This is a genomic window from Pleomorphomonas sp. PLEO (genome assembly GCF_041320595.1).
GTDB lineage: Bacteria > Pseudomonadota > Alphaproteobacteria > Rhizobiales > Pleomorphomonadaceae > Pleomorphomonas.
Genome location: NZ_CP166625.1, coordinates 170,737 through 184,364 on the forward strand (window position 1 = coordinate 170,737; position 13,628 = coordinate 184,364).

General features: G+C 64.2%; 13 protein-coding genes. 7 read left to right on the forward strand and 6 right to left on the reverse strand.

The window, feature by feature from the left end; translation table 11 throughout:
- The first annotated feature begins 16 nt into the window (after positions 1-16).
- The 5 genes from AB6N07_RS00710 to AB6N07_RS00730 all read left to right on the forward strand — a co-directional run bounded on the left by AB6N07_RS00710 (position 17) and on the right by AB6N07_RS00730 (position 5,186).
- The gene (locus AB6N07_RS00710) at positions 17-1,009 is read left to right on the forward strand and encodes an ABC transporter permease (protein ID WP_370675921.1); all 993 of its coding nucleotides are present in this window, start codon (positions 17-19) and stop codon (positions 1,007-1,009) included.
- Positions 1,006-1,896 (forward strand): ABC transporter permease, encoded by an 891-nt coding sequence (locus AB6N07_RS00715; RefSeq protein WP_370675922.1) that lies wholly within the window; start codon positions 1,006-1,008, stop codon positions 1,894-1,896. Before AB6N07_RS00710 ends, AB6N07_RS00715 begins: the two co-directional genes overlap by 4 nt.
- Before the next feature lies 1 nt (position 1,897).
- Entirely contained in the window at positions 1,898-2,860 is a 963-nt protein-coding gene (locus tag AB6N07_RS00720) for an ABC transporter ATP-binding protein (protein ID WP_370675923.1), read from the forward strand.
- A complete protein-coding gene (locus AB6N07_RS00725; protein ID WP_370675924.1) occupies positions 2,847-3,725 on the forward strand; it encodes an ABC transporter ATP-binding protein in 879 nt (292 codons plus the stop codon). Before AB6N07_RS00720 ends, AB6N07_RS00725 begins: the two co-directional genes overlap by 14 nt.
- 75 nt (positions 3,726-3,800) lie before the next feature.
- Positions 3,801-5,186, forward strand: a complete 1,386-nt coding sequence (locus AB6N07_RS00730) for an FAD-binding oxidoreductase (protein WP_370675925.1) — start codon at positions 3,801-3,803, stop codon at positions 5,184-5,186.
- A gap of 12 nt (positions 5,187-5,198) precedes the next feature.
- Here AB6N07_RS00730 and AB6N07_RS00735 read toward each other — a convergent pair whose 3' ends face one another.
- From AB6N07_RS00735 to speB, 5 genes are all read right to left on the reverse strand, one after another.
- Positions 5,199-5,996, reverse strand: coding sequence for an ABC transporter permease (locus tag AB6N07_RS00735; RefSeq protein ID WP_370675926.1), 798 nt, complete (start codon positions 5,994-5,996; stop codon positions 5,199-5,201).
- Position 5,997: 1 nt separating this feature from the next.
- Positions 5,998-6,849, reverse strand: a complete 852-nt coding sequence (locus AB6N07_RS00740; RefSeq protein ID WP_370675927.1) for an ABC transporter permease — start codon at positions 6,847-6,849, stop codon at positions 5,998-6,000.
- Positions 6,846-7,877, reverse strand: a complete 1,032-nt coding sequence (locus AB6N07_RS00745) for an ABC transporter ATP-binding protein (protein ID WP_370675928.1) — start codon at positions 7,875-7,877, stop codon at positions 6,846-6,848. Before AB6N07_RS00745 ends, AB6N07_RS00740 begins: the two co-directional genes overlap by 4 nt.
- A 67-nt stretch (positions 7,878-7,944) precedes the next feature.
- Entirely contained in the window at positions 7,945-9,033 is a 1,089-nt protein-coding gene (locus tag AB6N07_RS00750; protein WP_370675929.1) for a PotD/PotF family extracellular solute-binding protein, read from the reverse strand.
- A gap of 69 nt (positions 9,034-9,102) precedes the next feature.
- Positions 9,103-10,155 (reverse strand): agmatinase, encoded by a 1,053-nt coding sequence (speB, locus tag AB6N07_RS00755; RefSeq protein WP_370675930.1) that lies wholly within the window; start codon positions 10,153-10,155, stop codon positions 9,103-9,105.
- 224 nt (positions 10,156-10,379) lie between these two features.
- Here speB and AB6N07_RS00760 point away from each other — a divergent pair, with 224 nt between their 5' ends.
- Together AB6N07_RS00760 and AB6N07_RS00765 are read left to right on the forward strand one after the other, a co-directional pair.
- Positions 10,380-11,333 carry a LysR substrate-binding domain-containing protein gene (locus tag AB6N07_RS00760; RefSeq protein WP_370678164.1) on the forward strand — a complete coding sequence of 318 codons (954 nt, stop codon included), beginning with the start codon at positions 10,380-10,382 and terminating at the stop codon, positions 11,331-11,333.
- Positions 11,334-11,358: 25 nt separating this feature from the next.
- The gene (locus AB6N07_RS00765) at positions 11,359-12,540 is read left to right on the forward strand and encodes an aminotransferase (RefSeq protein WP_370675931.1); all 1,182 of its coding nucleotides are present in this window, start codon (positions 11,359-11,361) and stop codon (positions 12,538-12,540) included.
- Here AB6N07_RS00765 and AB6N07_RS00770 read toward each other — a convergent pair whose 3' ends face one another.
- Entirely contained in the window at positions 12,541-13,548 is a 1,008-nt protein-coding gene (locus tag AB6N07_RS00770) for an MBL fold metallo-hydrolase (RefSeq protein ID WP_370675932.1), read from the reverse strand.
- Positions 13,549-13,628 lie beyond the last annotated feature (80 nt).

Consider the following 13,628-nt stretch of genomic DNA (forward strand, 5'->3'; position numbering starts at 1 on the left):
TTCCGGAGCCCCGATCGTGCTGCGCTACCTCGCCCGGAAGTTATTCGTCTATCTCCTGACGTTCGTCGTCGCAGTGACCATCGACTGGGCTATTCCCCGCTTCATGCCGGGTAACCCGATCGACGCGCTGGTGTCGCGCATCGCGCTGATGCCGGACGCCAACGCGGCGCTGACCTCCTATTTCATGGCGGCCTTCAACCTCGACCAGCCGCTATGGCAGCAGTATCTCAACTTCTGGTCGGCGCTGTTTCACGGCGATCTCGGCCGCTCGATCATGCTGTTCCCGACACCGGTGACGACGCTGATCGGCCGCGCCGTGCCCTACACGCTCGGCCTCCTGCTGCCTTCGATCCTGCTCTCCTGGTATGTCGGCAATGTCGTCGGCGCGCTGGCGGCACGGCGCAAGCTGCTGGACAACACCGTGCTGCCGCTCGGCTACCTGCTCACCGCCACGCCCTATATGTGGCTCGGCATCCTGCTCGCCTGGGTGCTGGGCTCGACGCTCGGCTGGTTCCCTCTGGCGTTCGGCTACGATCAATCGCTGAGGGTCGAGTGGTCCTGGCAGTTTGCCGGCAGCCTGCTCTACCACTGGGTTCTGCCGTTTGCCTCGCTGTTCATGGTGGCCCTGGGCGGCTGGGCGATCGGCATGCGCAACATGATCATCTACGAGCTTGAAAGCGACTATGCCAACTATCTGATGGCGCTCGGCGCCCCGCATCGGTTGGTCCGCAAATATGCCTTCCGCAACGCCATGCTGCCGCAGATCACCGGCCTCGCACTGCAACTCGGCGCCGTGATCGGCGGAGCGCTGGTCACCGAAATCGTCTTCTCCTATCCCGGCCTCGGCTGGCTGGTGCTGTCGGGCATCCAGAACCAGGACTATTTCGTGATCCAAGGCGTGTTCCTGTTCATCATCGTCGGCGTGCTGCTCGCCAATCTGATCGTCGACATCGTCTATGTCGTCGTCGACCCGCGCACGCGCGTCGGACTGCAAGGAGACGCGGCATGACCAGCACCACCGGTTCCGCCCCCGCCTCTCCCGCCGGCAATGCCGGCCGCAACGAGGTCCTCTACTTCGCGCTTCGCAATACCAAGCTGCTGATCGGCGCCTTCGTTTTCGCCGTTTTCCTGTTGGGCGCGATTTTCGGGCCGATGCTGGCGACCCACGAGCCGCTGACATTCGACGCGCCGCCGGGCATGCCGCCATCGGCCGACTACTGGTTCGGCACGACGTTATTCGGCCAGGACGTGTTCTCGCAGTTCGTCAATGGCCTGCGCTCCAGCTTCATCGTCGGCACGCTCGCCGGGTTCACGGCGGCCATCATCGGCATGTTCGTCGGCTTCTTCGCCGGTTATCGGGGCGGCCTCGTCGACGAGGTTCTGAACATGCTGACCAACGTCGTGCTGGTGATCCCCACTTTCGCGGTACTGCTGGTGGTGGCCGCCTATCTCAGCGTGCGTGGCCTCGGCACGGAAGCGATGTTCATCGGCCTCACCTCCTGGCCATGGGCGGCGCGCGCCATCCGCGCCCAGACCTTCTCGCTGACGTCGCGCGACTTCGTCGGCATGGCCCGGCTCAACGGCGAAAGCACCTTGCGAATCATTTTCGGCGAGATCGCGCCGAACATGAGTTCCTACCTGGTGATGACCTTCATCCTGCTGTTTGGCGGCGCCATCCTCACCGCCGCGACGCTGGACTTCATCGGACTCGGGCCGACCGATTCCATCTCGCTTGGCCTGATGATGAACTATTCGGTGATGAACGCCGCGCTGCAGCTCGGCATGTGGTGGTGGTTCGTGCCGCCGGGCCTCGCCATCACCGCCGTCGTCGGCTCGCTCTACGTGATGAACGTCGGACTCGACGAGGTGTTCAATCCCAAGCTGAGGGCGCTCTGAGATGCTGGCGGTATCCGATCTCAAGATCCACTATCGAACGCTGGCCGGCAGCGTCAAAGCCCTCGACGGTGTGAGCTTCTCCGTTGCCGACGGTGAAATCATGGGCCTGGCCGGGGAGTCGGGCTGCGGCAAGTCGACGCTCGGCAAGGCGCTGATCCGTCTCGAAGAGCGCATGCAGTATGTCGGTGGGCAAGTAGCACTTGACGGTGAGACACTGCCGATCGCCGACGATCGGGCGATGAATCCCTATCGCTTCCGCAAGGTGTCTATCGTTCCGCAATACGCCATGAGCGCGCTCAATCCGACGCGCCGCATCGGACGAATGATAGACGAGCTGCTTGCATCACGCGGCCTCAAGGGGGCAACGCTTCGCCCTGAACTTGAGCGGCGTCTCGCGGTCCTCGGACTCACACCCGACGTGCTCGGCATGTATCCGATCGAACTATCCGGCGGCATGAAGCAGCGCGTCGTCATGGTGCTGTCGACGCTGCTCGATCCGTCGCTGCTGATCGCCGACGAGGTAACCTCAGCGCTCGACGTCGCGTCGCAGAAGAAGGTGGCCGGCGCGCTGGTCGAGTTCCGCGACCGCGGCTACGTCAAGTCGATGATCGTCGTCACCCACGACCTCGCCATTCTCGCCCAGATCGCCGACAGCATTCTCATCATGTACGCCGGCAAGCTGGCCGAGAAGGCACCAACGCGCACCATCGTCGAGGCTCCGGTGCACCCCTATACGCGCCTGTTGCTCGGCTCGCTGCCGGAGGTGGGCATACGTTTCGAGGAAAAGCGGCTACCGGGCATCAAGGGCCGGCCGCCCTCTCTCCTGTCGCCGCCGGTGGGCTGTCGCTTCCGCGATCGCTGCCCTTTGGCCTTCGGCAAGTGCGTCGAGGAGCCGCCCTTCATCGAGATCGCCCCCGGCCATCAGGTCGCTTGCTGGAAGGCGGACGCCCATGCTCAAGGTTGAGAACGTATCCAAGGTGTTCCGCTCCGGCGCCTTCGGCGGCAAGAAGGCCAAGGTGATCCACGACCTCGACTTCGAGGTGAAGCCCGGCGAGGTGGTGTCGCTGATCGGCGAGAGCGGTTCCGGCAAGACCACCGTTGGGCGGATGATCCTGCGCCTCACTTCGGTGAGCGAGGGCCGCATCACCTTCGATGGCGAAGATATCTCGGCGCTGAAAGGGGCCGGCCTGAAGTCCTATTATCGCCGCGTGCAGGGCGTGTTCCAGGATCCCTTCAGCTCGTTCAATCCCATCTTCAAGGTCGGCCGCGTCTTCCGTACCATCCGCCGAGAGTTTCTGTCCGACCTCGATGCGGCAAGCTGGGAGGAGCGGCTTACTGGCGCGCTCAATGCTGTCGGTCTCGAGCACGCCGCGCTCGACAAGTTTCCGCACCAGATGAGCGGTGGTCAGCTGCAGCGCATGCTGATCGCGCGGGCGCTCGTCCTCGACATCCGCCTGCTCATCGCCGACGAGATCATCTCGATGCTCGATGCCTCGACGCGCATCGACGTGCTCAACCTCCTCGGCGACCTCAAGCGGAAGGGCCTGTCGATCATCTTCGTCACCCACGATCTCGCCCTGGGCAATTACATCTCCGACCGGATCATTATCCTGCAGAAGGGAGCGATCGTCGAAATGGGGGTGACGGACCGGGTGTTCGGCGACCCGCAGCACCCCTATACCCGCTCTCTTCTTGATGCCGTTCCGCACCTGCACGAACGCTGGAGCGACGCGGAACTCAAGGACCTCGGCCTCGTCAAAGACACAGTGCGGTTCGGTGGCCGTCTGATCGAACATCAGCCGGAGCATTTCGTCCGCGTTTATTCCTGATCGAGTTCCGATCCGCCTGTCGCTGTGGTCGGCGTACATGTTATGCCGGCCCTCATCGAACGACGGGGCGGCAGAATGAGCGAACAGGCATTTTCGGAACTGCGGGCAGCGCTCGGCTCGGCTGGCTTTCTTGCAGATGACGACATCCCTGCCCGCAATCACGCCGATTCGTCGGTGCAGCCGCCGCGGAAGCCGCTCGCCGTACTGAGGCCCGCTTCGACGGAGGAAGTGTCGGCTGTGCTGGCCATCGCATCCCGTCACCGCCTCAGCGTCACGACCCAAGGCGGCCTCACCGGCCTTTGTGGCGGCGCGACACCGGCGCCCGGCACTCTGGCCCTATCGCTTGAACGGATGGTCGGCATCGAGGAGATCGACGGTCGCGCCATGACGCTGACGGCGCGAGCCGGCACACCACTCGAAGCGATGCAGCGGGCCGCCGAGGCCGAAGGCTTGCTGTTTCCGATCGACTTTGGTGCGCGTGGCACGGCGACGGCCGGCGGCATCGTGTCGACCAATGCCGGTGGCAACCGGGTGCTGCGCTATGGAATGACGCGCGCCTCCGTGCTCGGCCTTGAGACGGTTCTGGCCGATGGCACGGTGATCGGCTCGCTCAACAAGATGCTGAAGAACAATGCCGGCCCCGATCTCAAGCAGTTGTTCGCCGGCTCGGAAGGCCTGTTCGGCGTGGTGACTCGGGTGGTCTTCGCGCTTCAGCCACTGCCTCGCTGGACCGGACTTGCGCTGGTCGCCGTTCGGGATTTCGAAGCGGCTGCCGATATCCTTTCCAGTGCTCGCGCCGATCTCGGCCCCATGCTTTCGGCCTTCGAGGTGATGTGGCCGGACTATTGGGCGATGGTGACCGACAACGTTCCCGTTCGCCGCGATCCTTTCGCCGACAAGCACGGCCTTTATCTGCTCATCGAAGGGCACGGTCGTGACGCAGCACGCGACGGCCCGGCCTTCGAGGCCTTTCTTGAGAGTATCTTCGAAGCCGGCCTTGTCGAGGACGCCATGTTGGCGCAGTCGCTCGCCGACATGGAAGCCTTTTGGTCCATCCGCGATGCGTCGGCCGAGATCGAACCCGTGCTCGGCGAACACGAAAGTTTCGATGTCGGCCTGCCACCCGGCGAGGTCGGCCGCTTTGTCGAGGCCTGCCGATCGGCGCTCGCGCAGGCGCTGCCAACAAGCAGGGTCGTATTCTTCGGGCATGCCGCCGATGGCAACATTCACGTCATGGCGTCAGTGCCCGAGCCCGGGCCGGCCGGCCACCATGCCGTGGAAAGCGTGGTTTATGGCGTGACACGAACCTTCTCGGGATCAGTGTCCGCCGAACACGGCATCGGCGCGCTCAAGCGCGACTGGCTGGGACACAGCCGTTCCACGGCCGAGATCGCGTTGATGGAGCGCCTCAAGGTAGCGCTCGACCCACTTGGCATCCTCAATCCCGGCAAGGTGATCTGACCAGCGCGGCGGTTAGTCCTTCGAGGACATGGCGCCCATCAGTTTTGGCAGATCACCGAAGCGGGTGATCAGGCCGAACACCGCCGCCGTCACCGCCACGAACAGCACCGACACCGCCGCCATGGTCGGCGTGTAGCCGTAGCGCAACGCGTTGAACACCTTGATCGGCAGCGTCTCGCGCACGAAGCCGATGGTCATGTAGGCGACGATGTATTCGTTGAGCGACAGCACAAAGGCGAAGGCGTAACCGGAGACCACGTAGGGCAGGATCAGCGGCAGCACGACCGTGCGGAACACCGTTCGGTCATCGGCGCCCATGGTGGCAGCCGCCTCGGTCAGCGAGCGATCGATCGATGAGAAGCCGAGTGTCAGCGTGACGAGTGGCAAGGTCACGAAGAAGATGGCGTGGGCAATCACCGCCGTCCACAGTTGACCGTAGAAGCCGGACGTTGCCCAGAAGGTCAGGAAGCCAAGCGCGGTGATCACCGGCGGCAGGGTGAAGGGCGCAACGCCGAGCAGTTGAAACACCTGGGCCCAGGGGGCGACACGCCGCCACAGGAACCAGGCGAGCGGCAGGGCGATGATCACGGCGAGCGCCGCCGAGGTGACGGCGAGCAGTACCGAGGCGATCAGCGCCCGCAACCACTCGGGATCGGTGAATATCTGGGCGAACCAGTGAAATGAGAAACCCTGCGGCGGGAAGGCAAGGTTCTGCTTCTCGTTGAAAGAAACGCCGGTGACCACGACGATGGGCGCGGCGAGGAATATGCCAACCAGCGCGAGATAGAGGCGGGACAGGAAACGCTCCATCTCAAGCCTCCAGCTTCTTGCCGGCGAACATCGTCAGCGACACGAGCGCCAGCGATACCAGCACCAGGAAGACCGCCATGGCGGCCGCGAACGGCATGTTGGATTGGTAGAGCGCCTGATCGGTGATCAGCACCGACAGCGTCCAGTGGCTCGGCCGTCCCAAGATCTGCGGTAGGAGGTAGGAGCCGAGCGCGAAGATGAAGGCCATGATCAGCGTGGCGATCAGCGTCGTCCGGAGCGCTGGCAACACGACGGTAAAGAAGGCCTTGAGCGGCGAGGCGCCCAGCGTACGCGCCGCCTCGGTCAGCGTCGGGTCGAGCCGCACCATCGACGGATAGAGCACCAGCACGGCGTAAGGCATCGCCTGATAGACCATGCCGGTGAGCACGGCGCCAAAGCCCGGCACCAATGCCTGGGGAGCCTGCATCAGGCCGAGCCAGACGAGAAGGTTGGTGATGCCGGCGGTGCGCGACAGAAGCGTCGACCAGGCAAAGCCGATGATCACTTCCGACAGCGACAGGATGGATAGAAGCGCCACCAGCCAGATCACCTGCGTCCGTCGCGGAGAACGGGCGATCAGGTAGGTGAAGGGCACGGCGATGACGAGAGCCACCACCGCCACGGCGATGGCCAGATAGAGCGAGAAGAGGAGGACGTTGCCGAAGAAGGGCGTCAGGAAGCGGGCATAGTTGGCCAGCACGAAATCCGGCACATAGAAGCCGCCCTGCTGACGGCGGAAGAAGCTCACGGCGACCATGGTACCGAAGGGCACGATGAAGAAGACGATCAGCATCAGGCCAGGAAAGATCACCGGCAAATGCTGGACGAGGCCGCGGGCAGGTTCGCGTCTCATCGGGTGAGCACCACGGAACGAGTGGGGTCGAGGCGAAGACCGACGCGATCGCCAACCGTCACCTCGGGCCTGGCGCGTGGACTGGTAACGGCGACCACCTGGGTGCCGCCGGCGTCGAGGAAGAACTCGATGGCGCCGCCGAGATCGCGCACGAAGGTAACGCGCGCTTCCGGCAGGTCCGAGGACGGTGCCGTCAGCTCGACATCCTCCGGCCGGACCGACAGCGTCGCCTTTGAAACGCCGTAGGGCATCCCGATCTCGGTTGGGCGGCCGAGCAGCACGGCACGGTCGCCGTCGCGCACGATGTCGATCAGATTGGTCGAACCGATGAAATCAGCCACAAAGGTGTCGGCGGGTTTCCGGTAGATCTCGACCGGCGACGCCGCCTGACGGATCTCGCCGCCCTGCATGACGATCACCGTATCGGCCATGGTCATCGCTTCGCGCTGGTCATGGGTGACGACGATGGTGGTGATGCCGAGTTGCTGCTGCAATTGGCGCAGCTCGACCTGCATCGCCTCGCGCAGCTTGGCGTCGAGCGCCGACAGCGGCTCGTCGAGCAGGAACAGGCGCGGACTGACGGCCAGCGCACGGGCAATGGCGACGCGCTGGCGCTGCCCGCCAGATAGCTTGGCAACGGCACGGTCGCCATAGCCCGGCAGATGGACGAGGGCGAGCAATTCCTCGACGCGCCGCGCCTGCTCTTCCTTCGAAAGTCCACGGATCCTGAGCGCGTAAGCGATGTTGCCGCCGACGGTCAGGTGTGGAAACAGCGCAAGCGACTGGAACACCATGCCGAGGTTACGCTTGTGGGTCGGCAGGCGGGTGATGTCCTCGCCGTCGATCGAGATGGTACCGGTGGTTGGCAGATCGAGGCCGGCGATCATCCGGAGCAGCGTCGTCTTGCCGCAGCCGGACGGACCAAGCAGGCAGACGAAGCGGCCGGTTGGCACCTCGAGGTCAACATCGTTCACCGCCTTGACCGTGCCGAAGTCACGGCTGACGCCCTTGAGTACCAGTCCCGACATGAGAGTTTCCGTCGCGAGAAAAGAGGCGCCTCGCGTCGTCGCGAAGCGCCGGATATGGCGATGCCGATCAACCGACGATCAGCTCGGTCCACTTCTCGCTCAGCCAGTCGGCCTTCTGCACCTGAATATCGTAGCGCGGAATGATCGGCTCGATTTCCGACGAAGCGGCGGCGAACTCGGCATCCGTCAGATCGGTCAGCGAGCGCTTGACGGTCGGAGCGGTGCCAACCTTGCGCGTCACCAGCGCCTGGATCGACGGTTGGCTCATGTAGTCGATGAAGAGATGGGCTTCCTCGACCTTCTTCGACGCCTTCGACAGCGCCCAGCAGCCGGAGTCGAGGATGCCGCCTTCCTTGGGGAAGGTGGAACGGACGTGGAAGCCGTCGGCAATCGCGAGGCCGGTCACGTCATGATAATACTGACCCATCGGGATTTCGCCCGACTTCAACGCCTGCTCGAACTGCGCCTCGTCGCGATACCACAGTCGAACGTTGCCCTTGAGCTCAGCCAGCTTGGCAAACACCTTGAGGATGCCCTCCTCGGTATCGAGCGCGTTGGTGCCGCCGAAGAAGGTCTTGGCCGTCACTTCCAACAGGAAGGAGTTGGAGACCAGCGCCATCAGGCCAAGCTTGTCGGCGTTGGAGGCATCCCACAGGAAGGCCCAGGACGTCGGCGCTTCCTTGTAGGCGTCGGTGTTGGAAACCAGGGTCACATACCAGGCGACGGCACCGATGCCGGCGATGCGCCCATCGGGATACTTGTTGATGAAGGTCGGGATAAGGCCGTCAATGTTCTTGATCTTGGCCGCATCGAGCGGTGCCCACAGCTCGGTCGCCTGCCCCTTGAGCATCGACGTCTGCGAGATCATCGACACGTCGGCCGGCGCCTCGCCAGCGTTGGCTGCTTGCTGGAGCTGGACGAGCCAGGCTTCGCCGGTCGGCTCGGCCACCGATTCCACGGCAATGCCGGTGGCCTTGGTGAATTCGGGGAACACGTTCTTGTCGAAGGAATCCTTGAAGTAGCCGCCATAAGCGCCAACCTTGAGCGAGCGATCCTGAGCGCGCAGCACGTTGGGCATGGCGAGCATGGCGGCGCCGGTGGCGCCTGCGGCAAGCAAGGCGCGGCGGCTGATAGACATATCGGTGAGCTTGGTCATCTGGTTGGTCCCCTTTTTTACTGGCCGCCGCCGTGTTCGGCGTGCGCGGCCGGTTCCCCTGTTTACGATCTATTTACTCTTTTTCAGCGCCGGGCTGAACACCATCAGGCTCAGGATCTCGAAGAGCATCTGAGCGCCGATCTGGGCGGTATTGCTGGTCGCGTCATATTGAGGAGCGACCTCAACGACATCGCCGCCGACGAGGTTGAGCCCCTTCAATCCCCTGACCAGTGCCAGCGCCTCGCGGCTGGTAAGGCCGCCAACTTCCGGCGTACCGGTGCCCGGCGCAAAAGCCGGGTCGAGGCTGTCGATATCGAAGGAAAGATAGGTCGGGCCGTCGCCCACCACCTGTCGCGCCTCGTCGATGATGGCGGGAATGCCAAGGCCGGAGATGTCCTTGGCGTCGATCACCGTCATGCCGCTGTCGCGCGAGAATTCCCAAAGATACTCGGACGAGCCGCGGATGCCGATCTGGATGGTGCGGGTGGGGTCGAGCACGCCGTCGAGCACGGCGTTGCGGAACGGACCGCCATGGTGAAACTTGGTGTCATCGAACGGTGCGCCGGTATCGGCATGGGCATCGATGTGGATGAGGCCGACCGGCGCTTTGGCGCCGACTGCGCGCAGGATCGGATGGGTGATCGAATGATCGCCGCCGACCGACAGCGGCAACACGCCGGCGGCCACAATGGCGGCCACTGTCCGCTCGATATCCTCATGGCTCTGTTCGAGGCGGAAACGGCCGCGAAACGGCACGTCGCCGATATCGGCAACAGAAATGTCATGGACGGGTGCCGTGTCGAGCACCTCGTTATAGGGCCCAATGCGCTCGATGGCGCGCAGAGCACGCGGTCCGAAGCGCGAGCCGGGACGATTGGTCACGCCAAGATCCATCGGCATGCCGAGGAGAGCAACGTCGAGGTCAACGAAATCAGGGGCACTCCAATCAATGGAACGGGCCGGAGCCGACAGTAAAGTAGGCATGCCCGCAAACGGAGCAGCACGCGTTCCGCCCTTGAAGATGCGCGCGGCGACGCGCGCATAGCGGGGATCGTAGGTCTCACCTGGCTTACCGGTGTATTTTTCACGCAGGGCGTTCAGCCGCTCGGCATCCCAGACCATGATCTATTGGTCTCCTCGACGTGCCACGCCTTAGTTTCCCGCGCCAGCGATGGCTGAAATCTCGCCGACGATGGCTCTGTCGGGTGGCGTCAACTGTTCCCTGAAGCGATAACCGCTCCCTGTTTGCCCAATCAAAAGGCAAATCCATTTGAAATGCAACTCACATTGATTTATCCAAACACGTGAATTTTTCTCACACTTGAGGTCCCATGGGCGAACCGGTGATTCCCAGCAGACTGCCGCCGCTCAACTCGCTGCGCGCCTTCGAAGCAACCGCCCGTCGCGGCTCGGTTTCGGCGGCGGCGCGCGAACTCGGTGTCACACATGGCGCCGTCAGCCACCAGATCAGGGCGCTTGAGGAGGCGCTCGGCTCATCCCTATTCGAGCGCGGCAGCCGGCGAATGAAACTCACCGCCCAAGGCGCTTTGCTGCTGCCGGCCGTCGCTCAGGCGTTCGGCGATATCGCAGCGGCAACCGCTCGCCTGCAGCGACCGGAGGCAAGCGGCACGCTCACCGTCATGTGCGTTGCCGGCCTGTTGTCCTTCTGGCTGCTGCCGCGCCTTCACGGTTTCACCGACGCCTATCCCGGCATCACGCTCGATCTGTCGGCCGGCAACGATCCGGCACGCGTCGGCGATCCGGAGGTCGACCTTGTCATTCTCTATGGGCGCGGCAGCGTCGGCGGGAGCTGGAGCCGCCTCTGGAGCCCCCTCCGCCTGTTCCCGGTGGTCTCACCCAGCCTGATCGCCAGCCGACCGTTGCGCTCGGTGCGCGACCTCCGCCACCACACGCTGTTGCACGGAGATCGCGGCGACGAGTGGACGACGTGGCTGAGCGCGGCCGATGCCGCCGACCTGCCACGCGGCCGCCAGCATTTTCTCGGCGATGCCCGCCTTTCCACCGAAGCCGCCGTGCATGGTCAAGGCGTAGCGGTGGGCGATACCATCACGGCCGCCCGGCTGATTGCCGATGGCGATCTCGTGGTACCCTTCGACCTCTCCGTCGCGGCCAATGACAGTTTCTTCGTGGCCTGCCGGAGCGAGATGCGCTCGGCACCCATCGTCAAGGCCTTCGTCGACTGGCTGTTCGCCACGCTCGACGCCGACGCCCTTCCCGAACCCAAGCTGTCGCCGCGTTCGCCATCGCGCCAGCCTGTACCGTCTTCACCCGATCTATGAACCGCGCCGCCACAGGATACCCGACATGCCGCGCCTCAATCCGCTCGTTGCCGATCTCGCCCCGCCGCCCATCCCGTCCGTTCAGGCTTGGGCACGTGCCTACGACGGCGCCTTCGGTCCAACCGTCGACCTGTCGCAGGCCGTACCGGGTTACCCGCCGCATCCGGAGCTGATCGCCCAGCTGATGGCGGCGGCAGCCGATCCGTCGACGGCCGCCTATGGCCCGATCGAAGGCGATCGCGCACTGCGCGAGGCGCTTGCCGCCGACGAGAGCGCGCTTTATGGCGCGGCGATTGCCGCGGACAACATCCACATCACCGCCGGCTGCAATCAGGCCTTTATCTGCGCCGCGCTGGCTGTCGCCGAGCCGGGTAGCCGAGTGCTGCTTTCCAACCCCTTCTATTTCAATCACGAGACGTCGCTGCGCATGCTCGGCATCGGCGTCGGCATCGTCGACTGCCCGGCGGAAAGCGGCTTTCTGCCAAGCCTTGAAGCACTCGAAGCGGCAATCACACCCGATGTTCGCGCTTTCGCCATCGTCTCGCCGAACAACCCGACCGGTGCCGTCTATGCGCCCGCCCTGCTCGCCAGCCTGCTCGAGCTCTGTCGTCGGCGCGGTATCTGGCTGATCCTCGACGAGACCTACCGTGACTTCCTGCCGGCTGAGGCGAAGCGGCCGCATGACCTGTTCCTCCGCTCCGGCTGGAGCGACGGGCTGATCTCGCTTTATTCTTTTTCGAAGAGCTTCTGCGTTCCCGGCTACCGGCTCGGTGCCGTGACGGCGAGCCCGGCTGTCGTCGCCGAGATCGCCAAGATCATGGATAATCTGCAGATCTGCGCGCCACGCGTCGGGCAGATCGCCATCGCGGAGGCGCTGCCGAAACTGAACGCTTGGCGCGAGGCGAACCGGGCCGAGATCACCCTCCGCGCCACGGCGTTGAAGGCGGCGATCGCCGAAGTAGACGGTTGGGAGATCGGCGCCGTCGGGGCCTACTTCGCCTTCGTGCGCCATCCCTTTGCCGGGCTAGCATCAGCCCGGGTCGCAGAGGAACTGGCGCGACGAGCCGGTGTGGTCACCGTTCCCGGCAGCTATTTCGGGCCCGGGCAGGAAGACTATCTGCGCTTTGCCTTCGCCAACGCCACAGCGGAGACCATTGGCCTGCTGCCGCCACGACTTCGGCTGCTTGGTTTGGAAATCGGCGACTGATCAGGCCTGTGGCCGCCACCAGGAACCGCCGACAGGCAGGGCCACGAAGTCCGTGTCGGCGAGACCGGCCGCGGTGCGTGCACCGGCCAGCCTCATTGGCGGCTCGTCGAGCGCTTCGTCGGTGAGCTGGAAGCAGCCCCAGTGGATGGCAACGCTTCGCCGCGCCCCGATCTCGCCATGGGCTGCCACTGCCTCCTCGGGGTTCATGTGGTGCTCTTTCATGATCCGTCGCGGGTCATAGGCGCCGATCGGCATCAGCGCCAGGTCGAACAGCGCGCCGTTCCGTTCGCGCGACGCCAAGCGATCGCGCGTTTCGCGAAAGTGCGATCCATAGCCGCTGTCGCCGGCGAAATAGCAGGAAAAGCCGTCGGCAAAAATGGCGAAGGCGCCCCATAGCATGCGATTGCGGTCGTTGAAGCTGCGCGCCGACCAATGGCGGGCCGGCGTCAGCGTCATGTCGAGGCCGCGATAGGCGTGGCTCTGCCACCAGTCGAGCTCGACGACATTGGTAATGCCCCAGCGCCGCAGCAACGCGCCGACGCCAAGCGGCGCTACGAATAACGTCCGATCGCCAAATCGGCGATGAAGGCGCCGCACCGAGGCTCGGTCGAGATGATCGTAATGGCCATGCGAAATGAGCACCACATCGATCGGTGGTAACCGCTCCAACGCAATGCCGGGCGCTACGACACGTTTCGGACCCAGGAAGCTGAACGGCGAGGCGCGCTCGCTGAAGATGGGATCGGTGAGGACAGATAAGCCACCGATCCGGAGCAGCACGGTGGAGTGACCGATGAAGGTGGCCGACGTTTCCTTGCCCACAATGCGGGTGAGATCAGGCTCAACCACGGGTGTCGGACTGCCCGGCGGATGCGGCTTGCCCTCGCGACGGGCTTCCCGCTTCCAGTCCCAGATGTCGCGGAGGGTGGCGCGACCGGCTTCCACATCCGGATCACGAAATCCGTCCGGCGTATGGTGGGTCTTGGCGGGATCGTAATAGGGATTCATGCAGAAAGGTCGCTCCGGTGCTCTGACACGTGGGTTTTGGCAATATGGCGTCACCAAGGAGAATTGCCATATGCGCCGGG

Bases quoted from the DNA above. Each gene is read 5' to 3' on its own strand.
- AB6N07_RS00745 (WP_370675928.1), bottom strand. From the start codon at position 7,877: ATGTCGGGACTGGTACTCAAGGGCGTCAGCCGTGACTTCGGCACGGTC.
- AB6N07_RS00730 (WP_370675925.1), top strand. From the start codon at position 3,801: ATGAGCGAACAGGCATTTTCGGAACTGCGGGCAGCGCTCGGCTCGGCT.
- speB (WP_370675930.1), bottom strand. From the start codon at position 10,155: ATGGTCTGGGATGCCGAGCGGCTGAACGCCCTGCGTGAAAAATACACC.
- AB6N07_RS00720 (WP_370675923.1), top strand. From the start codon at position 1,898: ATGCTGGCGGTATCCGATCTCAAGATCCACTATCGAACGCTGGCCGGC.
- AB6N07_RS00735 (WP_370675926.1), bottom strand. From the start codon at position 5,996: ATGGAGCGTTTCCTGTCCCGCCTCTATCTCGCGCTGGTTGGCATATTC.
- AB6N07_RS00725 (WP_370675924.1), top strand. From the start codon at position 2,847: ATGCTCAAGGTTGAGAACGTATCCAAGGTGTTCCGCTCCGGCGCCTTC.
- AB6N07_RS00750 (WP_370675929.1), bottom strand. From the start codon at position 9,033: ATGACCAAGCTCACCGATATGTCTATCAGCCGCCGCGCCTTGCTTGCC.
- AB6N07_RS00770 (WP_370675932.1), bottom strand. From the start codon at position 13,548: ATGAATCCCTATTACGATCCCGCCAAGACCCACCATACGCCGGACGGA.
- AB6N07_RS00765 (WP_370675931.1), top strand. From the start codon at position 11,359: ATGCCGCGCCTCAATCCGCTCGTTGCCGATCTCGCCCCGCCGCCCATC.
- AB6N07_RS00715 (WP_370675922.1), top strand. From the start codon at position 1,006: ATGACCAGCACCACCGGTTCCGCCCCCGCCTCTCCCGCCGGCAATGCC.
- AB6N07_RS00740 (WP_370675927.1), bottom strand. From the start codon at position 6,849: ATGAGACGCGAACCTGCCCGCGGCCTCGTCCAGCATTTGCCGGTGATC.